At 68.1% G+C, this 23,432-nt stretch carries 23 protein-coding genes and 1 tRNA gene; 5 read left to right on the top strand and 19 right to left on the bottom strand.

Annotation, left to right across the window (positions count from 1 at the left end):
* Positions 1 to 6: 6 nt before the first annotated feature.
* The 7 genes from KAK06_RS06840 to rpsO form a co-directional block, all read right to left on the bottom strand.
* Positions 7 to 366: an NADH-quinone oxidoreductase subunit A gene (locus tag KAK06_RS06840; RefSeq protein WP_210801185.1), complete on the bottom strand. Its 360-nt coding sequence runs from the start codon at positions 364 to 366 to the stop codon at positions 7 to 9.
* A 173-nt stretch (positions 367 to 539) separates the two neighbouring features.
* Positions 540 to 624, bottom strand: a tRNA-Leu gene (locus tag KAK06_RS06835).
* Positions 625 to 850: 226 nt separating this feature from the next.
* Positions 851 to 1,195: a preprotein translocase subunit SecG gene (secG, locus tag KAK06_RS06830; RefSeq protein WP_210801184.1), complete on the bottom strand. Its 345-nt coding sequence runs from the start codon at positions 1,193 to 1,195 to the stop codon at positions 851 to 853.
* A gap of 38 nt (positions 1,196 to 1,233) precedes the next feature.
* Positions 1,234 to 1,974, bottom strand: a complete 741-nt coding sequence (gene tpiA / locus KAK06_RS06825; protein ID WP_210801183.1) for a triose-phosphate isomerase — start codon at positions 1,972 to 1,974, stop codon at positions 1,234 to 1,236.
* A 38-nt stretch (positions 1,975 to 2,012) separates the two neighbouring features.
* Positions 2,013 to 3,002: an NAD(P)H-quinone oxidoreductase gene (locus KAK06_RS06820; protein WP_210801182.1), complete on the bottom strand. Its 990-nt coding sequence runs from the start codon at positions 3,000 to 3,002 to the stop codon at positions 2,013 to 2,015.
* Between the two features lie 16 nt (positions 3,003 to 3,018).
* Positions 3,019 to 5,301, bottom strand: a complete 2,283-nt coding sequence (gene pnp, locus KAK06_RS06815; protein ID WP_210801181.1) for a polyribonucleotide nucleotidyltransferase — start codon at positions 5,299 to 5,301, stop codon at positions 3,019 to 3,021.
* A 220-nt stretch (positions 5,302 to 5,521) separates the two neighbouring features.
* Entirely contained in the window at positions 5,522 to 5,791 is a 270-nt protein-coding gene (rpsO, locus tag KAK06_RS06810; RefSeq protein WP_210801180.1) for a 30S ribosomal protein S15, read from the bottom strand.
* Positions 5,792 to 6,050: 259 nt separating this feature from the next.
* On the opposite strand from rpsO, the gene KAK06_RS06805 reads away from it, so the two are divergent.
* Entirely contained in the window at positions 6,051 to 6,923 is an 873-nt protein-coding gene (locus tag KAK06_RS06805; protein ID WP_210801179.1) for a zinc metalloprotease, read from the top strand.
* Positions 6,924 to 6,980: 57 nt separating this feature from the next.
* Here KAK06_RS06805 and KAK06_RS06800 read toward each other — a convergent pair whose 3' ends face one another.
* Positions 6,981 to 8,270 carry a branched-chain amino acid ABC transporter substrate-binding protein gene (locus KAK06_RS06800; protein ID WP_210801178.1) on the bottom strand — a complete coding sequence of 430 codons (1,290 nt, stop codon included), beginning with the start codon at positions 8,268 to 8,270 and terminating at the stop codon, positions 6,981 to 6,983.
* A 130-nt stretch (positions 8,271 to 8,400) separates the two neighbouring features.
* Between KAK06_RS06800 and KAK06_RS06795 the strand changes: the two genes are divergently transcribed.
* The gene (locus KAK06_RS06795) at positions 8,401 to 8,841 is read left to right on the top strand and encodes an Hsp20/alpha crystallin family protein (protein ID WP_210801177.1); all 441 of its coding nucleotides are present in this window, start codon (positions 8,401 to 8,403) and stop codon (positions 8,839 to 8,841) included.
* A gap of 4 nt (positions 8,842 to 8,845) precedes the next feature.
* Here the strand turns inward: KAK06_RS06795 and tsaD are convergent, their stop codons facing one another.
* Positions 8,846 to 9,892, bottom strand: coding sequence for a tRNA (adenosine(37)-N6)-threonylcarbamoyltransferase complex transferase subunit TsaD (gene tsaD / locus KAK06_RS06790; protein ID WP_210801176.1), 1,047 nt, complete (start codon positions 9,890 to 9,892; stop codon positions 8,846 to 8,848).
* 166 nt (positions 9,893 to 10,058) lie between these two features.
* On the opposite strand from tsaD, the gene KAK06_RS06785 reads away from it, so the two are divergent.
* On the top strand, positions 10,059 to 10,346 hold the full coding sequence (locus KAK06_RS06785; RefSeq protein ID WP_210801175.1) for a hypothetical protein: 288 nt from the start codon (positions 10,059 to 10,061) through the stop codon (positions 10,344 to 10,346).
* A gap of 54 nt (positions 10,347 to 10,400) precedes the next feature.
* Here the strand turns inward: KAK06_RS06785 and fdx are convergent, their stop codons facing one another.
* From fdx to uvrB, 9 genes are all read right to left on the bottom strand, one after another.
* Entirely contained in the window at positions 10,401 to 10,739 is a 339-nt protein-coding gene (gene fdx, locus KAK06_RS06780) for an ISC system 2Fe-2S type ferredoxin (protein ID WP_210801174.1), read from the bottom strand.
* A 16-nt stretch (positions 10,740 to 10,755) separates the two neighbouring features.
* The gene (hscA, locus tag KAK06_RS06775; RefSeq protein ID WP_210801173.1) at positions 10,756 to 12,612 is read right to left on the bottom strand and encodes a Fe-S protein assembly chaperone HscA; all 1,857 of its coding nucleotides are present in this window, start codon (positions 12,610 to 12,612) and stop codon (positions 10,756 to 10,758) included.
* Positions 12,613 to 12,624: 12 nt separating this feature from the next.
* Positions 12,625 to 13,143: a Fe-S protein assembly co-chaperone HscB gene (hscB, locus tag KAK06_RS06770; protein WP_210801172.1), complete on the bottom strand. Its 519-nt coding sequence runs from the start codon at positions 13,141 to 13,143 to the stop codon at positions 12,625 to 12,627.
* A 199-nt stretch (positions 13,144 to 13,342) separates the two neighbouring features.
* Entirely contained in the window at positions 13,343 to 13,666 is a 324-nt protein-coding gene (gene iscA / locus KAK06_RS06765) for an iron-sulfur cluster assembly protein IscA (protein WP_210801171.1), read from the bottom strand.
* 4 nt (positions 13,667 to 13,670) lie between these two features.
* On the bottom strand, positions 13,671 to 14,066 hold the full coding sequence (gene iscU / locus KAK06_RS06760; protein WP_210801170.1) for a Fe-S cluster assembly scaffold IscU: 396 nt from the start codon (positions 14,064 to 14,066) through the stop codon (positions 13,671 to 13,673).
* Between the two features lie 28 nt (positions 14,067 to 14,094).
* A complete protein-coding gene (locus KAK06_RS06755) occupies positions 14,095 to 15,318 on the bottom strand; it encodes an IscS subfamily cysteine desulfurase (protein WP_210801169.1) in 1,224 nt (407 codons plus the stop codon).
* A gap of 53 nt (positions 15,319 to 15,371) precedes the next feature.
* Positions 15,372 to 15,905 (bottom strand): Fe-S cluster assembly transcriptional regulator IscR, encoded by a 534-nt coding sequence (gene iscR, locus KAK06_RS06750; protein ID WP_210801168.1) that lies wholly within the window; start codon positions 15,903 to 15,905, stop codon positions 15,372 to 15,374.
* Positions 15,906 to 16,032: 127 nt separating this feature from the next.
* Positions 16,033 to 16,509 (bottom strand): low molecular weight protein-tyrosine-phosphatase, encoded by a 477-nt coding sequence (locus tag KAK06_RS06745; protein WP_210801167.1) that lies wholly within the window; start codon positions 16,507 to 16,509, stop codon positions 16,033 to 16,035.
* A complete protein-coding gene (gene uvrB, locus KAK06_RS06740; RefSeq protein ID WP_210801166.1) occupies positions 16,506 to 18,614 on the bottom strand; it encodes an excinuclease ABC subunit UvrB in 2,109 nt (702 codons plus the stop codon). Before uvrB ends, KAK06_RS06745 begins: the two co-directional genes overlap by 4 nt.
* 143 nt (positions 18,615 to 18,757) lie before the next feature.
* Here uvrB and KAK06_RS06735 point away from each other — a divergent pair, with 143 nt between their 5' ends.
* Positions 18,758 to 19,954 carry an amino acid aminotransferase gene (locus KAK06_RS06735; protein WP_210801165.1) on the top strand — a complete coding sequence of 399 codons (1,197 nt, stop codon included), beginning with the start codon at positions 18,758 to 18,760 and terminating at the stop codon, positions 19,952 to 19,954.
* A gap of 64 nt (positions 19,955 to 20,018) precedes the next feature.
* On the opposite strand, the gene KAK06_RS06730 is transcribed toward KAK06_RS06735, so the two are convergent.
* Positions 20,019 to 21,524: a methyl-accepting chemotaxis protein gene (locus KAK06_RS06730; RefSeq protein ID WP_310741053.1), complete on the bottom strand. Its 1,506-nt coding sequence runs from the start codon at positions 21,522 to 21,524 to the stop codon at positions 20,019 to 20,021.
* 362 nt (positions 21,525 to 21,886) lie between these two features.
* Here KAK06_RS06730 and KAK06_RS06725 point away from each other — a divergent pair, with 362 nt between their 5' ends.
* The gene (locus KAK06_RS06725) at positions 21,887 to 23,305 is read left to right on the top strand and encodes a polyhydroxyalkanoate depolymerase (protein ID WP_210801164.1); all 1,419 of its coding nucleotides are present in this window, start codon (positions 21,887 to 21,889) and stop codon (positions 23,303 to 23,305) included.
* The last annotated feature ends 127 nt before the right edge of the window (positions 23,306 to 23,432 follow it).

The following is a 23,432-nucleotide window of genomic DNA, read 5'->3' as shown; positions in this document are numbered from 1 at the left end:
CCGGGATCACTCCCAATCCAGCGCGCCCTTCTTCCATTCGTAGGCGAAGCCCACCACGAGAATGGCCAGGAAAATCATCATCGCCCAGAAACCTGACGCCCCGATGTCTTTGAGCGCCACCGCCCAGGGGAACAAGAAGGCGATTTCCAGATCGAAGAGGATGAAGAGGATGGCGACCAGGTAGTAGCGCACATCGAACTTCATGCGCGCGTCTTCAAAGGCCTCGAAGCCGCACTCGTAGGGACTGTTCTTCTGGGCGTCGGGACGCTGGGGACCGATCAGGAAGCCGATCAGCTGGGGCGCCACGCCGACCGCGATGCCCACCAGGATGAACAGGATGACGGGGAGGTAGCCTTGAAGGTCCATGGTGCGCGCTCGTCGTTCTGGCTGACGACGCCCGTGCTCCGATCCGGCCACAAAAAAGGCGCGCTGTCCTTGGCCCATGTCTGGCCAGAACGGAGCGCGCCCCCTTTCGTTCCCTGGATCAGCTCAGGGCGCCCGGCCAGTCGCCTCTGGGCAGGCGCTGGCCGATGTGTTCATGGTGCCGACGGCGAGACTCGAACTCGCACAGCTTTCGCCACTACCCCCTCAAGATAGCGTGTCTACCAATTTCACCACGTCGGCTCGTCCGGCCCGCTTTGCGCCGGCCTTGTTGGCGCCGCGTGCCGGCGCTGCCCAAGGCCCGCGCGAAGCGGGCTTTTCAGCTGCTCGGCTCGCATGAGGATGGCTGGCCGAACAGCCTCGGATTCTAGCCCGAAATCAAGTGACTTCCTAGGGTTCCTGCTGATCTTTTCGGCGGTCCCCAGCGGCCCCCGAGGCGCTGCACATCAGCGGGTCCGCCCCGCTGTGCTCACTGGTTCGGGATGGCCGGGCCGGTGGGCGCGGCGGACGCGGCAACAGCAGCCGACGCCGGCGCAGCGCTGTCCAGCACACTGCCGCCGCTGCTGCGTGCGCCGCCCGGGTTGGCCCCGAAGGCCAGCGCCACGGTGGCGGCGAAGAAGATGGTGGCGCACACCGCGGTGGAGCGCGACAGGAAGTTGGCGCTGCCGGTGGCACCGAACAGGCTGCCCGAGGCACCGCTGCCGAACGAGGCGCCCATGTCGGCACCCTTGCCGTGCTGCACCAGCACCAGGCCGATCATCGCGATCGCGGCCAGCAGCTGCACCACGACGATGAGGTTCATGAAGACTTGCATGTAGAGAAGCTCCGCAAAGGATCAGGAGGCCGGCCGCGTCAACCCGCGGCTCGGCAGATGGCGACGAAATCAGCGGCCTTCAAGGCGGCGCCACCGATCAGGCCGCCGTCAATGTCGGGCTGGCTGAACAGCACCGCCGCGTTGTCCGGCTTGACACTGCCGCCATACAGCAGCGTCATCTGGTCAGCACGCGCGGTGGCGGCACGCAGCTGGGCGCGCAGCACTGCATGCACCGTCTGCGCCTGCTCGGGCGTGGCGACCTTGCCGGTGCCGATGGCCCAGACGGGCTCGTAGGCCACGACCATTTCGCCGGCACAGTGGCCCAGCGTATGGATCACGGCCGACAGCTGGCGCTTGACCACGGCTTCGGTCTCGCCGGCCTCGCGCTGGGCCAGCGTCTCGCCGACGCAGACGATGGGCGTGATGCCCTTGCCCAGCGCGGCCTTGGCCTTGTCGGCGACCAGTTGGTCGCTCTCGGCGTGGTACTGGCGGCGCTCGGAGTGGCCAACGATGACGTAGCGGCAGCCAAACTCGTGCAGCATGCCGGCCGACACCTCGCCGGTGTAGGCGCCCTGCTCGTGCATCGAGCAGTCCTGCGCCCCCCAGCGCACGTCGCTGCCCGCCAGCGCCACCGCCACCTCGGACAGGTAGGGGAACGGCACGCACACAGCCACATCGCAGCCGAAGGGGCGGGCACTGTGGATGCCGTCCAGCAACTCGGCGTTGGCCTTGTGGTTGCCGTGCATCTTCCAGTTGCCGGCCACGAGCTTGCGTCGCATGGTCTTGCTTCCTTCGAGTCTAAAAATCATGGGTCAGGTCAGGCCCAGCGCAGCGCGATCTTGCCGATGTGCTGGCTGGATTCCATCAGCGCATGGGCCAGGGCGGCCTTGTCGGCAGCGAAGATGCGCTCGATCACCGGACGCACCTGGCCCGAGGCCAGCAGCGGCCAGACGCGCTCGCGCAGGGCCGCGGCGATCGCCCCCTTGAAGGCCACCGGGCGCGGACGCAGTGTCGAGCCAGTGATCAGCAGGCGGCGGCGCAGCACCTCGCCCGCATTGAACTCGCTCTTCACGCCGCCCTGCACCGCGATGATCACGATGCGGCCGTCGTCGGCCAGGCAGCTCACTTCACGCGCCACGTAGTCGCCCGCCACCATGTCGAGCACGACATCAGCACCACGGCCGCCAGTCAGGCGTTTGACCTCGGCGGCGAAGTCGGCGCTGCGGTAGTTGATCGCGTGATCGGCGCCCAGACGCAGGCAGGCCGCGCACTTGTCGTCGCTACCAGCGGTGACGATGACGCTGGCGCCAAAGGCCTTGGCCAGCTGGATGGCGGTGACGCCAATGCCGCTGGCACCGCCTTGCACCAGCAGGGTCTCGCCCGGCTGCAGGCGGCCGCGGTCAAAGACGTTGGACCAGACGGTGAAGAAGGTCTCGGGCAGGCAGGCCGCCTCGACATCGGTGAGGCCGGCAGGCACCGGCAGCACCTGCGGGATCGGCGCCACGCACAGCTCGGCATAGCCGCCGCCAGCGACCAGCGCACAGACGCGGTCGCCCAGCGCCAGACCAGCCGCCGCCAGCTCGCCGGCGTCACCGCCCGCCACCACACCGGCCACCTCCAGACCGGGCAGGTCCGAGGCGCCCGGCGGTGGCGCATAGGCGCCCTTGCGCTGCAGCACGTCCGGACGGTTGACGCCCGAGGCGCTGACACGGATCAGCAGCTCGCCGGCACCGGGCACCGGGTCCGGTCGTTCGACCGGGACCAGCACCTCGGGGCCGCCGAATTCGCGGATCGCAATCGCTCGCATGGACGCCGACGCCGCCTTACTGCTGCTGTTGCTGCTGCTGCTCGGCCGCCTCGGCCGGGGCGTCAGCCGGAGCTTCGACCGGGCGCTGCTCGGCGCGCTCGCGGCGCGGGCCACGGTCACCGCGATCGCCACGGTCACCGCGATCACGGCCACCCCGGTCGTCACGGCGCGGGCGCTCGAAACGCGGCTCGTCTTCCATGCCCTCGGGGCGCTCCAGCAGGGCCTTCATCGACAGCTTGATGCGGCCCTTCTCGTCGGTCTCGAGCACCTTGACCTGCACGACCTGGCCTTCCTTGAGGAAGTCCTCGACGCGCTCGACGCGCTGGTGGGCGATCTGGCTGATGTGCAGCAGGCCGTCCTTGCCCGGCAGGATGTTGACCAGGGCACCGAAGTCCAGGATCTTGGTGACCGGGCCCTCGTAGACCTTGCCCACTTCGGCTTCGGCGGTGATCTCGGTGATGCGCTTCTTGGCGAACTCGGCCTTGTCGGCGTCGGTCGAGGCGATCGTGATAGTGCCGTCCTCGCCGATGTCGATCGTGCAGCCGGTTTCCTCGGTCAGCGCACGGATGGTGGCACCACCCTTGCCGATCACGTCGCGGATCTTCTCCGGATTGATCTTCATGGTGTAGAGGCGCGGTGCGAACTGCGAGACCTCGGTCTTGGCGCCGCCCATGGCCTCCACCATCTTGCCCAGGATGTGCATGCGGGCTTCCTTGGCCTGCGCCAGCGCGACCTGCATGATCTCCTTGGTGATGCCCTGGATCTTGATGTCCATCTGCAGCGCGGTGATGCCGCCGGTGGTGCCAGCCACCTTGAAGTCCATGTCACCCAGGTGATCTTCATCGCCCAGGATGTCGGTCAGCACGGCGAACTTGTTGCCGTCCTTGATCAGACCCATGGCGATGCCGGCCACGTGGGCCTTCATCGGCACGCCAGCGTCCATCAGCGCCAGGCAGCCGCCGCAGACCGAAGCCATCGACGAGGAGCCGTTCGACTCGGTGATCTCCGAGACGATGCGGATGGTGTACGGGAATTCGGTCACGTCCGGCAGGCAGGCCACCAGGGCGCGCTTGGCCAGACGGCCGTGGCCGATTTCGCGGCGCTTGGGGCTGCCCACGCGGCCGGTCTCGCCGGTGGCGAACGGGGGCATGTTGTAGTGCAGCATGAAGCGGTCGCTGTACTCGCCCGCCAGCGCGTCGATGGTCTGCGAGTCGCGCTCGGTGCCCAGCGTGGCGGCCACCAGGGCCTGGGTCTCACCCCGGGTGAACAGGGCCGAGCCGTGGGCGCGCGGCAGCACGCTGTTGCGGATCTCGATGGCGCGCACGGTGCGGGTGTCGCGGCCGTCGATGCGGGGCTCGCCAGCCAGGATCTGGCCGCGCACGATCTTGGCCTCGATCTCGAACAGCAGGCCATCGACCTCGACGCTGTCGAAGGCCAGGCCCTCAGCGGTCAGTGCGGCCTTGACGTTGGCGTAGGCGTCACGGCAAGCCTGCGTGCGGGCCTGCTTGGAGCGGATCTGGTAGGCAGCGCGCAGCGGCTCTTCGGCCAGCGCGGTGACCTTGGCGATGAAGGGCTCGTCCTTGGCCGGGGCCTTCCAGTCCCAGACCGGCTTGCCGGCGTCGCGCACCAGCTCATGGATGGCGTTGATGGCGATCTGGCTTTGCTCGTGGCCATAGACCACGGCGCCCAGCATGACCTCTTCGCTCAGCTGGTCAGCCTCGGACTCGACCATCAGCACGGCCGCTTCGGTGCCGGCAACGACCAGGTCCATCTTGGAGTCGGCCAGCTGGGTCTTGCCCGGGTTCAGCACGTACTCGCCGTTGACATAGCCCACGCGGGCGGCGCCGATCGGGCCGTTGAACGGGATGCCGGAAATGGACAGCGCGGCCGAGGTGGCGATCATCGCGGCGATATCGGCCTGGACCTCGGGGTTCAGGCTCAGCACGTGGACGACGACCTGGACCTCGTTGAAGAAGCCTTCAGGGAACAGCGGGCGGATCGGGCGGTCGATCAGGCGGCTGGTCAGGGTTTCCAGCTCGCTGGGGCGGCCTTCACGCTTGAAGAAGCTGCCGGGGATCTTGCCGGCGGCGTAGGTCTTCTCGATGTAGTCGACGGTCAGCGGAAAGAAGTCCTGGCCGGCCTTGGGGGCCGACTTGGCCACCACGGTGGCCAGCACCACGGTGTCTTCGATGTCGACGATGACGGCGCCGCTGGACTGGCGGGCGATCTCGCCGGTCTCCATGCGGACCTGGTGCGGGCCCCACTGGAAGCTCTTGGTGACCTTGTTGAACATGCTCATGGTTTGCTCCTTGCAGCAGTCAGGCGCCCGTTGCGGCGGCGCCGGATTCCGGGAGTTCACCTGGGCCGGGCGGTATGCCATTCCAGCGTGCGCGCCGCGCGCGAACGCTGGAATGACACGACAGTACCCCGGTGGCGGGTGGTCTCCTGCAGACGCGAGAAAGACAAAGAGCCTGTGCTGGCTTGGATTCCAGACAGGCTCCTGGTCATGGGCGTCTTGATTACTTGCGCAGGCCCAGCTTCTGGATCAGCGCGGTGTAGCGGTCGGCGTCCTTGGCCTTCAGGTAGGCCAGCAGGCGCTTGCGCGAGTTCACCATCTTCAGCAGGCCGCGGCGACCGTGGTGGTCCTTGGCGTGTTGCTTGAAGTGGGGGGTCAGCTCGTTGATGCGAGCGGTCAGCAGGGCCACCTGGACTTCGGGGGAGCCGGTATCGGCGGCACTGCGGGCGTTGGCCTTGACGATGTCGGCCTTGTTGATGTCAGCCACGGACATGGCGATTTCCTTGTGAATGGGAAGCCGCCCTCCCCCACCAGGCTGGCCGGGGCGCGGTTTCCGTTGTCGACTTGCGATCGCGGGTGAAACCGACCCGCGTCGTGCTGGTGCTGCGCCCCGCGTGGGGCACAAGCGCCGGATTATAGGGGCAAACAAGAGTTCGGGAAACTCCCAATGCCACCCCATCGCTTTGGGGATCGATTTACCCCGGCCGCTGCGGCCAGAATCCAGACTCCTGTACCCCCACGGAGAAGCGCCCATGCGCACCCTGACCCGCCTTGCCGCCGCCACCGCGGCCCTGCTCGTCCTGTCCGGCCCCACCCTGGCCGCCCGCGACGACCACCTGAGCCACCGCTGCTACACCGTCGCCCCCGAGCCGGAAGAGCGTGCTGCGATCGACCAGCGCCTGAACACCTTCCTGCTGGCCAAGCGGGCCAAGGGTGGCCAGACCCACCGCGCCCCGGGCTCGGTCACCATTCCCGTGTGGTTCCACGTGATCAACAAGGGCAGCGGCCTGGCCAACGGCGACCTCCCGCAGTCGCAGATCGACGACCAGATCGCCGTGCTGAACGCCGCTTACGCCAACACGCCGTTCCAGTTCCAGCTGGTTGGCGTGGACCGCACCACCAACAACAAGTGGTACACCATGGGCTACGGCAGCCGCCAGGAGAAGAAGGCCAAGGCGGCCCTGCGCAAAGGCGGCCCGGAAACCCTGAACCTGTACTCGGCCAACCTGGGTGGCGGCCTGCTGGGCTGGGCCACCTTCCCCTCCAGCTACGCCGCGCAGCCCAAGATGGACGGCGTGGTGATGCTGTATTCCAGCGTGCCTGGCGGCACCGCGGCACCCTACAACGAGGGCGACACCGGCACCCACGAGGTCGGCCACTGGCTGGGCCTGTACCACACCTTCCAGGGTGGTTGCACCGGGGCTGGCGACAGCGTGGACGACACCCCGGCCGAGGCCAGCGCGGCCTTTGGCTGCCCGGTGGGCCGCGACAGCTGCACCACCAAGGCCGGTCTGGACCCGATCACCAACTTCATGGACTACACCGACGACTCGTGCATGAACCAGTTCAGCGCGCTGCAAAGCACGCGCATGGACCAGATGCACCTGCAGTACCGCACGCCCTGAGGCGCGCCGATCCTGCCCACGAAAGCCGCCCCCGGGGCGGCTTTTTTCATGCGCAGATCAGGCGGCGGGCCGCGTCATTCGGCAGCTCAGGGCCGGCACCAGCTCGTCCACCTCGAAGCGCCGCACGGTGCGAAAGCCGAAACCCGAGCCCTCGACATCAAAGGCCAGGCCACCCGGCCCCGCGCGGTCCATCACGCTGACATACAGCGGCTGCAGGAACTGGTGGTCGGCGGCGCGCATCTCGCCACGGTGCGGCACGCCTAGGCCGCGGCCGTCGAACTTCAGGCCTTCCAGCGCCCGCGCCACCGCAGCGGCCTCGGTGCTGCGCGCCTTCTCGATGGCCTGCACCAGCATCTCGACCAGGACCTGCATGCGGGCGTGCAGGTAGTCTTCGCGCGGATCGGGAAAGCGCCGGCGGAAGGCCTGGACCATCGCCGCCGAGCCCGCGTCGCCCGCGTTCGGGTGCCATTCAGCCACCGCGACCACGGCACCCACGCCAGCCTCCGACAGCGTGGCCGGCACACCCAGCGCGTTGCCGTAGAACGTGTAGAAGCGCGGCGCCAGGCCCAGGTCGCGCACCGCCTTGACCAGCAGCGTCAAGTCATTGCCCCAGTTGCCAGTCAGCACCGCCTGGGCACCGCTGGCGCGGATCTTGGTGGCGTAGGGCAGGAAGTCCTTGACCCGGCCCATCGGATGCAGCTCCTCGCCGACGATCTCGATGTCGGGCCGCTTGCGCGCCAGCATCGCCCGGGCCTGCCGCACCACGTGCTGGCCAAAGCTGTAGTCCTGGCCGATCAGGTAGACCTTCTTCAGGCGCGCATCGGTGCGCATCACCTCGGTCAGCGCCTCCAGCCGCATGTCGGCATGGGCATCGAAGCGGAAGTGCCAGAAGCTGCACTTCTCCTGCGTCAGGGCCGGCTCAACCGCCGAGTAGTTCAGGAACAGCTGGCGCGCTGCCGGCTCGCGCTCGTTGCGCTTGTTGATGGCGTCGATCAGCGCTGCGGCCACCGCCGAGCTGTTGCCTTGCAGCACAAAGGCGATGCCCTGGTCGCTGGCCAGCTTCAGCTGCGACAGCGCCTCTTCGGTGTTGCCCTTGCTGTCCATGCGCAGCAGCTGCAGCGGCCGCGCGCCGCCGGGCAAGCGAGCCCCGCCGCGGGCATTGACCCGCTCCACCGCCCACAGCAGGTTGCGCCAGACCGCCTCGCCGGCATTGCCGAAGGCGCCGGAGAGCCCTTCAATCATGGCCAGGCGGATCGGCTCGCCCGCGCGCAGCGCCAGTACGGGCGCCGCCGCCAGCGCGAGGCCCGACCCCACCAGGGCGCGACGTCCACCGTCGACTTGATGCATCACATCCACCTCATCGGCCCGTGCAGGATGGGCCCTTGAAAACAAAAAAGCCGCTTCCAGATGAGCGGCATGGGCCGATGCACAGCGTCACCGCGATCGGTCCGTCACCCCAGATTGTAGGAGCTGCACCATGTTTCTCGTCCCCGTAGGCCGCCATTCCAGCGACTTCTCGCGGTCCATCGAACGCCTCTTCGATGAGCATTTCTTCGATCGCTTCACCACGCCCACCGCTGCCGACAGCAGCGCCCGCACGCCGGCACTGGACATCACCGAAACCGCCCAGGCCTACGTGGTCCAGGCCGACCTGCCGGGCGTCGCCCGTGAGGACGTGAAGGTGCAGATCGAGGGCCGCCGCATCAGCCTGTCGGCCGCGGTGCGCCAGGACAATGAGGCCCGGCCCAGTGAGCGCCGTCTGTACCGCGAGCGCGCCAGCGGCGCCTTTGCGCGCAGCTTCACGCTGCCGGTGGAGATCGACCAGTCGGCCTCGGAAGCCCGGCTGGACAACGGTGTGCTGACGCTCACGCTGGCCAAGCGCGGCGCTGCCACCGCCTCACAGCTTGAGGTGCACTGACCCCTCAGGCGCCGGCCAGCGCCCAGCGCGGCCGGACCTCGAAGCGGTAGTCGGCCGTGGCCTGCTCCAGACCGGCCTGCAGGCGCATGGCGGCGGCCAGCGCGATCATCGCGCCGTTGTCGGTGCACAGTGACAGCTCCGGGTAGTGCACCCGCCAGCCGCGGCGCGCCGCCTGCGCATCGAGCTGCGCACGCAGCGCCTGGTTGGCGCCGACTCCGCCGGCCACCACCAGGCGCCGCAGGCCGCTGGCCTGCACTGCCTTGATCGACTTGCGCACCAGCACCTCGACAATCGCCGCCTGGGTGCTGGCCGCCAGGTCGGCCTGCTGCTGCGCCGTGGGCTGCGGGCCCAGCTTGCGCAAGGCGGTGGCCACCGCCGTCTTAAGGCCGGCGAAGGAAAAGTCCAGGTTGGGCTGGTGCAACAGCGGGCGCGGCAGGTCGAAGGCCGCCGGATCGCCCTGCTCAGCCAGCCGGGACAGCGCCGGTCCGCCCGGATAGCCCAGGCCCAGCAGCTTGGCCGACTTGTCGAAGGCCTCGCCCGCCGCGTCGTCGATGGTCTCGCCCAGCAGCGCATAGCTGCCCACGCCGTCCACCCGCATCAGCTGCGTGTGGCCGCCCGACACCAGCAGGGCCACGAAGGGAAATTCGGGCGGGTCGGCCGACAGGAAGGGCGACAGCAGGTGCCCCTCCAGGTGGTGCACACCCAGCGTGGGCTTGCCCAGCGCCGCCGCCAGCGCGCAAGCGGTGCCCGCCCCCACCAGCAGGGCGCCGGCCAGGCCTGGGCCGCGCGTGTAGGCCAGCACGTCCACCTCGGCCAGCGACGCGGCGGCCTGCGCCAGCACCTGCCGGGTCAGCGGCAGCACCCGGCGGATGTGATCGCGCGAGGCGAGTTCAGGAACCACCCCGCCATAGGCCTGGTGCATGGACACCTGGCTGTGCAGTGCGTGGGCGCGCAGCCGCGGCACCGCACCGGGCTGGGCGTCCACCAGCGCCACGCCGGTCTCGTCGCACGAGGATTCGATGCCCAGCACCTGCCAGGTCGGGGTGTTCATGGGTTGATCGCTGTGGCGGCTTCCATACATGGTCTTCTCATTTTCATCAATTGGAAGTTGAACTGCGTCAACCTAGGGGGCGGGGACAGACAATATTCTTGTCCGTAACGGTGTAGTCGTTGCACCGCATGGTCCGCCACAACAGACACAGACAAGCGTTGGGAACATGAAGACCTACAAGCTCAAGGCCTGGCCAGACCTGCCACCGGCCTTCCGGCGGATGGGACATCGCCGCGTATTGAACCAGCTCTCCCAGCGTCATGTGGCCGAGCCCGAGTTGCTGCGCGAAAGCGGCCTGCCCGCCCAGGACCTGAAGCTCTTGCTGGGTCATCTGAGCGGTCACGGGCTGTTGGACGAGCGCGATGCCCCCGCTGAAGTGCGCCGCGGCCACGACAGCACCTGGGCCCGCTGGATCTGGCCGCTGCAGCAGTGGCGGACGCGCCGCGCCGGCTGAGCGCCCTGCTCCACACCCGCGCGGAACGGGTCACCTGAGCGCCGCAGCGCGGTCTCAGTGGTTCTCGCGGGCGTGATTGATCGTGTATTTCGGGATCTCGATCGTCAGGTCGGTCTGAGCCACGATCGCCTGGCAGGACAGACGCGACACCGGCGTCAGACCCCAGGCCTTGTCCAGCAGGTCTTCCTCAACCTCGTCCGGATCGCCCAGCGACGCATAGCCCTCGCGCACGACCACGTGGCAGGTGGTGCAGGCGCAGCTCATTTCGCAGGCGTGCTCGATCGCGATGCCGCTGTCCAGCAGCGCCTCGCAGACCGAGGTGCCGGCAGCCACCTCGATCACATCCCCCTCGGGACACAGCTCGGCGTGGGGCAGGACGGTGATGGTCGGCATGGTTCGGTTGTCGGGGTCAAAGGTTGTCGATGCGTTGACCGGTCAGCGCGGCCTGGATGCCGCGGTTCATGCGCGCGGCGGCAAAGGCTTCGGTGCCGGTGGCCAGGGCCTCGGTGGCGGCGGTCAGGGCCGCGGCGTCGCTGCCGCGGGCGGCCTCGGTCAGCTGTTGCAGCAGCCCGTTGATCGCGGTGCGTTCGTCGTCGCTCAGCAGTTCGCCGTCGGCGGCCAGCGCGGCGCGGGTGGCCAGCGTCATGCGCTCGGCCTCAACCTGGGCCTCGCGCAGGGTGCGGGCCTGCATGTCGGCCTCGGCGCTGGCAAAGCCGTCCTGCAGCATGCGGGCGATCTGCTCGTCGGCCAGGCCGTAGCTGGGCTTGACCTGCACCGCGGCCTCGACGCCACTGGTCTGCTCGCGCGCTGACACGCTGAGCAGCCCGTCGGCATCGACCTGGAAGGTCACGCGGATACGCGCCGCCCCCGCTGCCATCGGCGGAATGCCGCGCAGCTCGAAACGCGCCAGCGAGCGGCAATCGGCCACCAGCTCGCGCTCGCCCTGCACCACATGCACGGCCATCGCGGTCTGTCCGTCCTTGAAGGTGGTGAAATCCTGTGCCTTGGCCACCGGGATGGTGCTGTTGCGCTCGATCACGCGCTCGACCAGGCCGCCCATCATCTCCAGGCCCAGCGACAGCGGGATCACGTCCAGCAGCAGCAATTCGCCGTCCTGGGCATTGCCAGCCAGGGCGTTGGCCTGGATGGCGGCGCCCAGCGCCACCACCTCGTCGGGGTTCAGGTTGGTCAGCGGCTCGCGGGCGAAGAATTCGCCCACCGCGGTGCGCACCGCCGGCATGCGGGTGGAGCCACCCACCATCACCACGCCCTGCACCTCGTCGCGCTGCACCTTGGCATCGCGCAGCACCTTGCGCACCGCCGCCAGCGTGCGGTCGACCAGGGGCCGGGTCAGCGTGTCGAACTGCGTGCGGTTCAGCGGCAGGGCCAGGCGGCCGGTGGAGAGTTCAGCCACCAGCGCCGTCTGGTCCGCGGCCGTCAGGGCTTCCTTGGCGGCGCGCGCCGCCACCAGCAGCGCCCGCCGGTCGCCTGCCGTGCCAACGGCCAGGCCCGCCTGGTGCAGCGCCCAGTCGGCAATCGCCTGGTCGAAGTCGTCACCGCCCAGCGCGGCATCGCCGCCGGTGGCCACCACCTCAAAGACCCCGCGCGTCAGGCGCAGCAACGAGATGTCGAAGGTGCCGCCGCCCAGGTCGTAGACGGCGTACAGGCCCTCCAGCGCGTTGTCCAGGCCGTAGGCCACGGCCGCGGCGGTGGGCTCGTTGATCAGGCGCAGAACGTTCAAGCCGGCCAGTTGCGCCGCGTCCTTGGTGGCCTGGCGCTGGGCATCGTCAAAATAGGCCGGCACGGTGATCACCGCGCCGTACAGATCGTCGTTGAAGGTGTCCTCGGCGCGCTGGCGCAGCGTGGCCAGGATCTCGGCCGAGACCTCGACCGGCGACTTCACGCCCTCGCGGGTCTGCAGCGCCAGCATGCCGGGTTGGTCCATAAAGCGATACGGCAGCTTGGCCGCACCTGCGATGTCGGACAGGCCACGCCCCATGAAGCGCTTGACCGAGACGATGGTGTTCTCCGGGTCCTCGGCCTGGTGCGCCGCCGCCTCCCAGCCGAGCTGGCGCCGGCCCTCGCCCAGGTAGCGCACGATCGAGGGCAGCATCAGCCGGCCCTGGTCGTCGGGCAGGCATTCGGCCACGCCATGGCGCAGCGAGGCCACCAGCGAGTTGGTCGTGCCCAGGTCGATGCCCACCGCGATGCGGCGCTGGTGCGGGTCCGGCGCCTGGCCGGGTTCGGAGATCTGAAGCAGTGCCATCGGGAATCCGGGTCAGGGGTCCAGGGCCTCCAGCCGACGCGACAGGTCGGCCCGGAAACGCTGGACGAACATCAGGGCGCGCACCTGCTGCGCCGCGGCGGCGGCATCCCCCTGCTGATCGAGCAGGCGGGCCACCTCATCGAACAGGCTGCGCTCATGGCGGGCGACGTCGTCATCGAGAGCCTCGACCGCGGCCAGGTCGCCGGCCTCGTCCAGCGCCTCGCGCCACTGCATCTGCTGCATCAGGAAGGCCGTGGGCATGGCGGTGTTGCGCTCGGCGTCGATCGCCGCGCCGCGCAGCTCGCACAGGTACTGGGCGCGCGCCAGCGGATCCTTCAGGCGGGCATAGGCCTCATTCACCCGCACCGCCCACTGCATGGCCACGCGCTGGGCGGCGGCGCCTTCGGCGGCAAAGCGGTCCGGGTGAACCTGGGCCTGCAGCTGGCGCCAGCGCTCGTCGAGCTGGCTGCGCGTCTGCGCGAAGGTGGCGGGCACGCCGAAGAGGGTGAAATCGTCGTCCTGGAGTTTCATGACCGGCGTCGCGAATGGGGGTTCTCGAACAGGCCGGCGTCCTGCCACGGCGCACCAGCCCGGCTGCGCGGCAGGCGCGCAAGAAACGGGCCTTGGGGCGGCAACAGGGAGCAGGACAGGCGGGGACGCATCGGTGTCAGGCACGAAAAAGGGCGCGGCGACAGGCGCGGCGCCCCGGCGGACGGGCGGTGATTGTCGGTCAGACGCGGAACGATTCGCCGCAGCCGCAGCGGTCTTTCTCGCGCGGGTTGTGGAACTTGAAGCCCTCGTTCAGGCCCTCGCGGACAAAATCCAACTCGGTGCCATCGATGTAGGGCAGGCTCTTCGGGTCGACCAGCACCTTCACGCCATGGCCCTCGAAGATGATGTCCTCGGGGGCGATGTCGTCGGCGTACTCGAGCTTGTAGGCCAGGCCCGAGCAGCCGGTGGTCTTGACGCCCAGGCGCACGCCCACGCCCTTGCCCCGGCGGGCCAGGTAGCGGGTGACGTGGCGCGCAGCCGCCTCGGTCAGGGTGACGGCCATCGGCTCAGTCCGCCTTGGCGCCGTGGCGGGCGCGGTAGTCGTCCACCGCGGCCTTGATCGCGTCCTCGGCCAGGATCGAGCAATGGATCTTCACCGGCGGCAGCGCCAGTTCCTCGGCGATCTGGGTGTTCTTGATCGCCAGCGCCTGGTCGAGCGACTTGCCCTTGACCCACTCGGTGACCAGCGAGCTGCTGGCAATCGCCGAGCCGCAGCCATAGGTCTTGAACCGCGCGTCCTCGATCAGGCCGGTGTCGGCGTTGACCTTGATCTGCAGCTTCATCACGTCGCCGCAGGCCGGCGCGCCGACCATGCCGGTGCCGACATCCTCGTCGCCCTTGTCGAAGGCGCCGACGTTGCGGGGGTTTTCGTAGTGGTCAATGACCTTGTCGCTGTATGCCATTTGGTTTCTCCAGAGTGGTGGGCGCGTGTCAGTGCGCAGCCCACTGGATCGTGGACAGATCGATACCGTCCTTGTACATGTCCCACAGCGGCGAGAGCTCGCGCAGCTTGGCCACGCGGTCCTTCAGCACGGTCACCGCATAGTCGATCTCTTCCTCGGTGGTGAAGCGACCGATGGTCATGCGCAAGCTGCTGTGCGCCAGTTCGTCCGAGCGGCCCAGCGCGCGCAGCACATAGCTGGGTTCCAGGCTGGCCGAGGTGCAGGCCGAGCCCGAGGACACCGCCAGGCCCTTGACGCCCATGATCAGCGACTCGCCCTCGACGAAGTTGAAGGAGATGTTCAGGTTGTGCGGCACCCGCTGGGTGAGGTGGCCGTTGATGAAAGTCTGCTCGATGTCGGACAGGCCCTTGACCAGGCGTTCATGCAGCGCCTGGATGCGGGCGTGTTCGCCGGCCATTTCCTCGCGGGCGATGCGGAAGGCCTCGCCCATGCCGACGATCTGGTGCGTGGGCAGCGTGCCCGAGCGCAGGCCGCGCTCGTGGCCGCCGCCGTGCATCTGGGCTTCCAGGCGCACGCGCGGCTTGCGGCGCACGTACAGCGCGCCGATGCCCTTGGGACCGTAGGTCTTGTGCGAGGCCAGGCTCATCAGGTCGACCGGCAGCGACTTGACGTCAATCGCCACCTTGCCGGTGGCCTGGGCGGCGTCGACGTGCAGCAGCACACCGTGTTCGCGGCAGATGGCGCCGATCGCCGGGATGTCCTGGATCACGCCGATCTCGTTGTTGACCAGCATCACCGAGGCCAGCACGGTGTCGGGGCGGATGGCTGCCTTGAAGGCCTCCAGGTCCAGCAGACCGTCCGCCTGGACATCCAGGTAGGTGGCCTCGAAGCCCTGGCGCTCCAGCTCGCGCACCGTGTCCAGCACCGCCTTGTGCTCGGTCTTGACAGTGATGAGGTGCTTGCCCTTGGTGGCGCCATAGAAGTGCGCCGCGCCCTTGATCGCCAGGTTGTTCGACTCGGTGGCGCCACTGGTCCAGACGATCTCGCGCGGATCGGCGCCGATCAGGTCAGCGACCTGGGTGCGGGCCTTCTCAACGGCTTCCTCGGCCTCCCAGCCCCAGGCGTGCGAACGCGAGGCCGGGTTGCCGAAGTGCTCGCGCAGCCAGGGGATCATCGCGTCGACGACGCGCGGATCGACCGGCGTGGTCGCGCCGTAGTCCAGGTAGATCGGGAAGTGCGGGGTCATGTCCATGGCGAAGCGGCGGCTGGCCCGGCGGGCCGCAGCCGTCTCAAAGGGGAATCGGTTTACTTGGAGAAGGCGTTGCCGAGGGCGAACACCGAGTTCGGCGCCGTCACCTTGATCGGCTTGACCACCGGCGTGCTGCTGATCGCCCGCTTGATCGGTGCCTCTTCGATCGAGACGCCCTTGGCCAACTGGTCATCCACCAGCTTCTTCAGGCTGATCGAGTCGAGGTACTCGATCATCTTGGCGTTCAGGTTGGTCCACAACTCATGGGTCATGCAGCGACCGGAGTCGTCGCCCTGGCAGTTTTCCTTGCCGCCGCAGCCGGTGGCATCCAGGGCCTCGTCGACGGCGACGATGATGTCGGCCACGCTGATCTCGTCGGCCTTGCGACCCAGCGAGTAACCGCCGCCCGGGCCACGGGTGCTTTCCACCAGTTCGTGGCGGCGCAGCTTGCCAAACAGCTGCTCCAGATAGGACAGCGAGATCTGCTGTCGTTGGCTGATGGCCGCCAGGGCCACCGGCCCGTTGGTCGAGCGCAGCGCCAGGTCGATCATGGCGGTCACCGCAAAGCGGCCCTTGGTGGTCAGTCGCATGTCAATCTCCAGTCGGCCCGGGGTCACCGGGCGCCGCCCGATGAATCCGAGTGATTTGCTCAATTATAGAGGAACCCGAGTCTTTTTGTCGAGATTGACGCCAGAAAGTTCCGTGGCTGTCACGACATCAGCGCCGCCCCAGCTCGGCCAGGAAGCCGCGGCAGCCCTGCTCCACCAGATCCAGCACCTGCTCGAAGCCGGTGGCGCCGCCGTAGTACGGGTCGGGCACGTCGCGGCCGTCCAGCCCCGGCGCAAAGTCCAGCAGCAGGCGAATCCGGTCATGCACCAGCACCGGCGCGCGCTCGCGCAGTTCGCGCAGGTGGCCGCGGTCCATGGCCAGGATCCAGTCGAAGCGGCGGAAATCCTCGTCGGCCACCTGCCGCGCCCGCTGCGCCGACAGGTCGTAACCCCGGCGCAGCGCGTGCGCCTGGCTGCGCTCATCGGGCGGCTCACCCAGGTGGTAGCCGGTGGTGCCGGCCGAGTCCACCTCCAGGCGGCGGCCCCAACCGGCCTGCTGGGCCAGGTGGCGCAGCACCCCTTCGGCGGTGGGCGAGCGGCAGATGTTGCCCGTGCACACCATCAGCACACGCACCGGCGCGCTCATCGGCCGCCCCCCTTGGCCACCAGCGGCACGACATTGCTGTCATGCCCGCCGCCGCCACCCCAGGCCTGTTCACGCAACAAGGCCAGTTGGTCGCGGATGCGCGCGGCCTTCTCGAACTCCAGGTTGCGGGCGTGCTCCAGCATCTGCTTTTCCAGCGCCTTCATGCGCTTGCCCAAGTCCTTCTCGGACAGCGCCTCGACCTCGGCGGCCTGCTGGGCCAGGCGCAGGTCATCAGCGCCCGACTTGTCGGCCACCACGCCGTCGATCAGGTCGCGCACCTGCTTGCGGATGCCACGCGGGACGATGCCATTGGCCTCATTGAAGGCGATCTGCTTGGCGCGGCGACGCTCGGTCTCGTCGATCGCCCGGCGCATCGAGTCGGTGATGCGGTCTGCATAGAGGATCGCACGGCCGTTGACATTGCGGGCCGCCCGGCCGATGGTCTGGATCAGGCTGCGTTCGGCACGCAGAAAGCCTTCCTTGTCGGCGTCCAGGATGGCCACCAGCGAGACCTCGGGGATGTCCAGGCCTTCGCGCAGCAGGTTGATGCCCACCAGCACGTCGAAGTGGCCCAGGCGCAGGTCGCGCAGGATCTCGACCCGCTCCACGGTGTCCACATCCGAGTGCAGGTAGCGCACCTTGACGCCGTTCTCGGTCAGGTAGTCGGTCAGTTGCTCGGCCATGCGCTTGGTCAGCGTGGTCACCAGCACCCGCTCGCCGTTGTCGGTGGTCAGGCGGATCTCCTGCAGCAGGTCGTCGACCTGCGTGCCGGCCGGCCGCACCTCCACCAGCGGATCGACCAGGCCGGTGGGCCGCACCAGCTGCTCGACCACCTGGCCGGCGTGGGTCTTCTCGTAGTCGGCCGGCGTGGCCGAGACAAAGACGCACTGGCGCATGCGCTGCTCGAATTCGTCAAACTTCAGCGGCCGGTTGTCCATCGCGCTGGGCAGCCGGAAGCCGTACTCCACCAGCGTGCTCTTGCGCGCCCGGTCACCGTTGTACATGCCGCCGAACTGGCCGATCAGCACATGGCTCTCGTCCAGGAACATCAGCGCGTCCTTGGGCATGTAGTCGACCATGGTGGGCGGCGGATCGCCCGGCCGGGCGCCGCTGAGGTGGCGGGTGTAGTTCTCGATGCCCTTGCAATGGCCCACCTCCTGCAGCATCTCCAGGTCGAAGCGGGTGCGCTGCTCGATGCGCTGCGCCTCGACCAGCTTGCCCTCCTTGACGAAGAAGTCCACCCGCTCGCGCAGCTCGGCCTTGATGCCGTCGATCGCCGCCAGCACCTGCTCGCGCGGCGTCACGTAGTGGCTGGAGGGGTAGATCACGAAGCGCGGGATCTTCTGGCGCACGCGGCCGGTCAGCGGGTCCAGCAGGCTCAGCGACTCGATCTCGTCGTCGAACAGCTCCAGCCGCACCGCCAGCTCGGAGTGCTCGGCCGGGAACACGTCGATCGTGTCGCCGCGCACCCGGAAGCTGCCGCGCGAGAAGTCCACGTCATTGCGGGTGTACTGCATGCGCACCAGCTGGGCGATGGCGTCGCGCTGGCCGATCTTGTCGCCCACCCGCACGATGAAGCGCATCTGGGTGTAGTCCTCGGGCTTGCCGATGCCATAGATCGCGCTGACCGAGGCCACGACGATGGTGTCGCGCCGCTCCAGCACGCTCTTGGTGGCCGACAGGCGCATCTGTTCGATGTGCTCGTTGATCGCGCTGTCCTTCTCGATGAACAGGTCGCGCTGCGGCACATAGGCCTCGGGCTGGTAGTAGTCGTAGTAGCTGACGAAGTACTCCACCGCGTTCTTCGGGAAGAACTCGCGGAACTCGGCGTACAGCTGGGCCGCCAGCGTCTTGTTGGGCGCAAAGACGATGGCCGGGCGGCCCAGGCGGGCGATCACGTTGGCCATCGTGAAGGTCTTGCCGGAGCCGGTCACGCCCAGCAGCGTCTGCCAGGCCAGGCCGTCCTGCACCCCTTCCACCAGCTGGTCAATGGCCGTGGGCTGGTCGCCCGCCGGCGGGTAGGGCTGGAACAGCCGGAACGGCGAATCGGGGAAGCTGACGAACTGGCCTTCGGCCGTCGCTTCCACCTCGTGCACATCGGTCATGGGGGTATTCCCGGGGCTGCGGATAAAATGACGCCGCTCAAGGGCCTGCCGGCCCGCGAGCGAACCTGACAGCGTAGCGCATCCGGCCGCTCGATGCCGGGGCCGCTGTCGCCCGCCCGCTCCCGCACCTTCAGAGGCAACGCATGTCGCTCTTCGCCGCCGTCGAAATGGCCCCGCGTGACCCGATCCTGGGTCTGAACGAACAATTCAACGCCGATACCAACCCGGCCAAGGTCAACCTCGGCGTCGGGGTCTACACCGACGAGAACGGCAAACTGCCGCTGCTGGCCTGCGTCAAGGCCGCCGAGCAGCAGCTGATCGAGGCCGCCCGCGCCCGCGGCTACCTGCCGATCGATGGCATCGCCGCCTACGACAAGGCGGTGCAGGGCCTGGTCTTCGGCGAAGCCAGCCCGCTGCTGGCCGCCGGCCGCGTGGCCACGGTGCAGGCCCTGGGCGGCACCGGCGGCCTGAAGGTCGGCGCCGACTTCCTGAAGAAGGTCAACCCCGGTGCCAAGGTGCTGATCAGCGACCCGTCCTGGGAAAACCACCGCGCGCTGTTCACCAACGCCGGCTTCACGGTCGACACCTACCCGTACTACGACGCCGACAAGCGCGGCGTCAACTTCGACGGCATGCTGGCCTGCCTGAAGGGCTCGCCGGCCGGCACCATCGTCGTGCTGCATGCCTGCTGCCACAACCCCACCGGCTACGACATCACCCCGGCCCAGTGGGCCCAGGTGGTCGAGGTGGTCCAGGCCCAGGGCCTGGTCGCCTTCCTGGACATGGCCTACCAGGGCTTTGGCGACGGCATCGCCGAGGACGGCGCGGTGATCCAGCAGTTCGTCGACGCCGGCATCGACTTCTTCGTGTCCACCTCGTTCTCCAAGAGCTTCTCGCTCTACGGCGAGCGCGTCGGTGCGCTCAGCGTGGTCTGCGCCAACAAGGACGAGCAGGCCAAGGTGCTGAGCCAGTTGAAGATCGTCATCCGCACCAACTATTCCAACCCGCCCACCCACGGCGCCCAGGTGGTGGCCACGGTGCTGACCACGCCGGCGCTGCGCGCCCAGTGGGAGCAGGAACTGGCCGGCATGCGCAACCGCATCAAGGCGATGCGCGTGGCCCTGGTCGAGAAGCTCAAGGCGGCCGGCGTGCAGCAGGACATGTCCTTCATCGCCGGCCAGCGCGGCATGTTCAGCTACTCGGGCCTGAGCAAGCCGCAGATGGAGCGCCTGCGCGGCGAGTTCGGCGTCTATGGCGTCGATTCGGGCCGCATCTGCGTGGCGGCGCTGAACGACAAGAACATCGGCTACGTCGCTGAGTCGATCGCCAAGGTGCTCTGAGCACACTGGCCCTGATGGACGAAGGCCCCGCATGGCGGGGCCTTTGTCGTGGACGCCGGGATGCTCAGGACAGTCGGCTGCTGTCGAACCCCACCCGCACCGCGCCCCAGTGCCGGTCGGACAGGAAGATCGGCATCGACATGTCGTTGATCACCTCGCCGGTGTCGCGCAGGTAGGTCTGGAACAGGAAAGGCTTCTGGTTCGCCGCCAGCTTCTGGCCCACCGGATCATCGAAGATGCGCTTGTGGCGACTGCGCAGCAGATCCTGCGCGGGGTCGCCGGTAGGCGGGTTGGAGAACACCTTGTTGTGCGCAGGCGCATAGCCCTTGACATCCACGGCCAGCGCATAGACGCAACCGTTCAATGACCCCAGCACACTGTCGAACAGAGCCTGCAGCTCGGCCTCCACGGCCAGGTCGTAGCTGGTATGAAAGCGTGGCGGATTGGAGTTCTCGATGCGCTGATAGCCTTGGTCGAAGACGTTGTGGCCCTTCGATGCATGCCGGCGCAGCACATCGGCCACGTCGCGACGCAGTCGGGTGGTGGCCTGCACCAGTTCATCGAAGGTGGTGCCGCCGGTGCGGAACTCGGCCAGCACGCCCTGCATGTCCTCGGTGCCCAGGCGCAGCTCGTCCACGCGGTGGGCGGCGTCATCCATCAGGCGGTGCACCTGCTCGGCCGAGCCGGCCACCGCCTCGATGCGCTGGTTCATCTCGCGGTTCACCGCGCCCAGGTCCTGGATCGAGCCGGCGATCTGCTCGACGGTGCTGGTCATGGCCCGGAAGTCGCGCATGAAGTGACTGAAGCGGTCGGCGGTGCTGCCGACCTCACCCACCGAATGCTCCACGCCCTCGCGGATCTGCTGCGTGCCAACGGTGGTCGATTCGACCAGCTGGATCATGCGGGCGCTGCGCTCGCTGATCTCGCGGGTCTCGGCATTGACCCGCGCCGCCAGGCCGCGCACCTCCTGCGCCACGACCGAGAAGCCGCGGCCGGCCTCGCCGGCCCGGGCCGCTTCAATCGCCGCGTTCAGCGCCAGCAGATTGGTCTGCATGGCAATGCCCTGGATCACCCCACCGATGCTCTCGATCGCCTTGGCGCCTTCGGCCAGCTCGCGCACCGTGCCGGCGAAGGTGGCCACGGTGGCCTCGATCTCGCTCATGCGGGCGCGCACCCGCTCCAGCTCGTCCATCGACTGAATCGCCGCACTCAGGTTGCGGCCGGACATGTCGGCAATCTCCTGCGCACCGCATTCCACCAGCCCCGATAGCTCGGTGACGCGCTGCGCCGACGCCGACAGCGCCTGCGCGTCCTCGCGCTGCTGTCCGGCGCGCTGGGCGCTCAGGTCCACGTGCTTTTTCAGATGGGCGGCGTTGATCGCGGTGCGAATGCTGCCGCCGCGCGCGATCAGCACCAGTTCGCGGATCCGGGCCAGAAAGCGTCCCAGGGTGCGTCCCAGCGCGCTCAGTGGATTGACGGCGGTGTTCAAAGGCACCGCGCCCCGGATGATGGCGGCCATCTTGCCCCGGGAGGTGATCGGCCCCACGGGCCAGCGCCAAGAAATCTTCACGAACCGTCTCCTGCTGTGCCTTGATGCCACCTCGACGGGATCTGCGGGCAGCCTGGTTGCGTGCCGGATGGTGACCGATCAGGGCGCTTTGCAAACCTGGAAATGCGGCAACCCACCGGTCCAGTTCCGATCGGTCAGCGGCATCTGCACCATAACGAGACAGTTCAGGCGGTTTTTCTGCCAATCCTGGCCGCGATCGCGGCCGCAGGATGCGGGATGTCACTGTGCGGAGAGATACGTACACCACTGAATCATGTTGCAGTGCACAATAGCCCTTTGGATGTCAGCGTCCTCTCAGCGAGACGGGTGCATCATCCTGTCTGACGCTTGACGTCACTCAAGTCTTTCCAGGAGCCTGCGCGATGCTGTATCAACTCTACGAAACCCAGCGTGCCCTGATGGCGCCGTTCTCCGAGTTCGCCAGCGCCTCGGCCAAGCTGTACAGCCACCCGCTGTCGCCCTTCACCCACACGCCGATGGCCCAGCGCGTGGCCGCCAGCCTGGACCTGATGCACCGCCTGGCCAAGGAATACGAGAAGCCCGAGTTCGGCATCAAGACGGTCAAGGTCGACAACGTCGACGTGGCGGTGCAGGAGCAGGTGGTCATCGACAAGCCCTTCTGCCGCCTGATCCGCTTCAAGCGTTTCACCGACGACCCGACCGCCCTGGCCGACATGAAGCAGCACCCGCTGGTGCTGGTGGTGGCGCCATTGTCGGGTCACCACTCCACGCTGCTGCGCGACACCGTGCGCAGCCTGCTGCAGGACCACAAGGTGTTCATCACCGACTGGACCGACGCGCGCATGGTGCCGGCCGAGGTGGGGCCGTTCCACCTGAACGATTACGTGGCCTATGTGCAGGAATTCATCCGCCACATCGGCCCCGAGGTGAACGTGATCTCGGTCTGCCAGCCCACGGTGCCGGTGTTGGCCGCGGTGTCGCTGCTGGCCACCCATGGTGAGGCCACGCCGCGCACCATGACCATGATGGGCGGCCCGATCGACGCCCGCAAGTCGCCCACCGCGGTCAACAACCTGGCGATGAACAAGGCTCATTCCTGGTTCGAGAACAACGTCATCTACCGCGTGCCGCCGAACTTTCCTGGCGCCGGCCGCCGTGTCTATCCCGGCTTCCTGCAGCACACCGGCTTCGTGGCGATGAACCCCGATCGCCACCTGAACTCGCACTACGATTACTTCCTGGACCTGGTGCGTGGTGATGACGACTCGGTCGATTCCCACCGCCAGTTCTACGACGAGTACAACGCCGTGCTGGACATGCCGGCCGAGTACTACCTGGAAACCATCAAGACCGTGTTCCAGGACTTTGCCCTGGTCAACGGCACCTGGGTGGTCAAGGGCACAACGGTGCAGCCGGCCGACATCAGCACCACCGCGTTGATGACGGTGGAAGGCGAGCTCGATGACATCTCCGGCGCCGGCCAGACCAAGGCCGCACACGATCTGTGCACGGGCATTCCCAAGGAGCGCCAGTTCCACTACGACGTGGCCGGCGCAGGCCACTACGGCATCTTCTCGGGCCGCCGCTGGCGCGAGATGGTCTACCCGGAGATCCGCCAGTTCATCCGGCGCTTCAACCAGGACGCCAACAAGCTCGACCTGCCCGGGCGCAAGCCGGCCCAGGGGCTCGCGAAGGCCGCCCCGGCCGAGGCCCCCGCCCTACCCGCTGCCAAGGTGGCCCGTAAGCCGGCCAGCAAGGCGGTCAGCAAGGCCAGCGCGAAGGCCCCGACCAAGGCCGCACGCAAGACCGCACGCGCCTGAGTGGCGTCAAGCCCGGTATCCCGCCGCTCGCGGGATAATCCGGCGCGTGAACCTGCCAGACCCCCACGGGGCCGCGCCTGACGCGGCCCCGCCTGTTTCCGGCCTGCCTCCGGCCCCGATCGGCCGC

The sequence above is a fragment of the Ideonella aquatica genome (genome assembly GCF_018069755.1).
Lineage (GTDB): Bacteria > Pseudomonadota > Gammaproteobacteria > Burkholderiales > Burkholderiaceae_C > Ideonella > Ideonella aquatica.
The sequence above is the reverse complement of the archived record's forward strand: the minus strand, read 5'-3'. Positions and strand labels throughout refer to the sequence as shown.

Excerpts from the sequence above, each read along its gene's own strand:
- KAK06_RS06840 (WP_210801185.1), bottom strand. The coding sequence starts at position 366 with ATGGACCTTCAAGGCTACCTCCCCGTCATCCTGTTCATCCTGGTGGGC.
- secG (WP_210801184.1), bottom strand. The coding sequence starts at position 1,195 with ATGCAAGTCTTCATGAACCTCATCGTCGTGGTGCAGCTGCTGGCCGCG.
- tpiA (WP_210801183.1), bottom strand. The coding sequence starts at position 1,974 with ATGCGACGCAAGCTCGTGGCCGGCAACTGGAAGATGCACGGCAACCAC.
- KAK06_RS06820 (WP_210801182.1), bottom strand. The coding sequence starts at position 3,002 with ATGCGAGCGATTGCGATCCGCGAATTCGGCGGCCCCGAGGTGCTGGTC.
- pnp (WP_210801181.1), bottom strand. The coding sequence starts at position 5,301 with ATGAGCATGTTCAACAAGGTCACCAAGAGCTTCCAGTGGGGCCCGCAC.
- rpsO (WP_210801180.1), bottom strand. The coding sequence starts at position 5,791 with ATGTCCGTGGCTGACATCAACAAGGCCGACATCGTCAAGGCCAACGCC.
- KAK06_RS06805 (WP_210801179.1), top strand. The coding sequence starts at position 6,051 with ATGCGCACCCTGACCCGCCTTGCCGCCGCCACCGCGGCCCTGCTCGTC.
- KAK06_RS06800 (WP_210801178.1), bottom strand. The coding sequence starts at position 8,270 with ATGCATCAAGTCGACGGTGGACGTCGCGCCCTGGTGGGGTCGGGCCTC.
- KAK06_RS06795 (WP_210801177.1), top strand. The coding sequence starts at position 8,401 with ATGTTTCTCGTCCCCGTAGGCCGCCATTCCAGCGACTTCTCGCGGTCC.
- tsaD (WP_210801176.1), bottom strand. The coding sequence starts at position 9,892 with ATGAACACCCCGACCTGGCAGGTGCTGGGCATCGAATCCTCGTGCGAC.
- KAK06_RS06785 (WP_210801175.1), top strand. The coding sequence starts at position 10,059 with ATGAAGACCTACAAGCTCAAGGCCTGGCCAGACCTGCCACCGGCCTTC.
- fdx (WP_210801174.1), bottom strand. The coding sequence starts at position 10,739 with ATGCCGACCATCACCGTCCTGCCCCACGCCGAGCTGTGTCCCGAGGGG.
- hscA (WP_210801173.1), bottom strand. The coding sequence starts at position 12,612 with ATGGCACTGCTTCAGATCTCCGAACCCGGCCAGGCGCCGGACCCGCAC.
- hscB (WP_210801172.1), bottom strand. The coding sequence starts at position 13,143 with ATGAAACTCCAGGACGACGATTTCACCCTCTTCGGCGTGCCCGCCACC.
- iscA (WP_210801171.1), bottom strand. The coding sequence starts at position 13,666 with ATGGCCGTCACCCTGACCGAGGCGGCTGCGCGCCACGTCACCCGCTAC.
- iscU (WP_210801170.1), bottom strand. The coding sequence starts at position 14,066 with ATGGCATACAGCGACAAGGTCATTGACCACTACGAAAACCCCCGCAAC.
- KAK06_RS06755 (WP_210801169.1), bottom strand. The coding sequence starts at position 15,318 with ATGGACATGACCCCGCACTTCCCGATCTACCTGGACTACGGCGCGACC.
- iscR (WP_210801168.1), bottom strand. The coding sequence starts at position 15,905 with ATGCGACTGACCACCAAGGGCCGCTTTGCGGTGACCGCCATGATCGAC.
- KAK06_RS06745 (WP_210801167.1), bottom strand. The coding sequence starts at position 16,509 with ATGAGCGCGCCGGTGCGTGTGCTGATGGTGTGCACGGGCAACATCTGC.
- uvrB (WP_210801166.1), bottom strand. The coding sequence starts at position 18,614 with ATGACCGATGTGCACGAGGTGGAAGCGACGGCCGAAGGCCAGTTCGTC.
- KAK06_RS06735 (WP_210801165.1), top strand. The coding sequence starts at position 18,758 with ATGTCGCTCTTCGCCGCCGTCGAAATGGCCCCGCGTGACCCGATCCTG.
- KAK06_RS06725 (WP_210801164.1), top strand. The coding sequence starts at position 21,887 with ATGCTGTATCAACTCTACGAAACCCAGCGTGCCCTGATGGCGCCGTTC.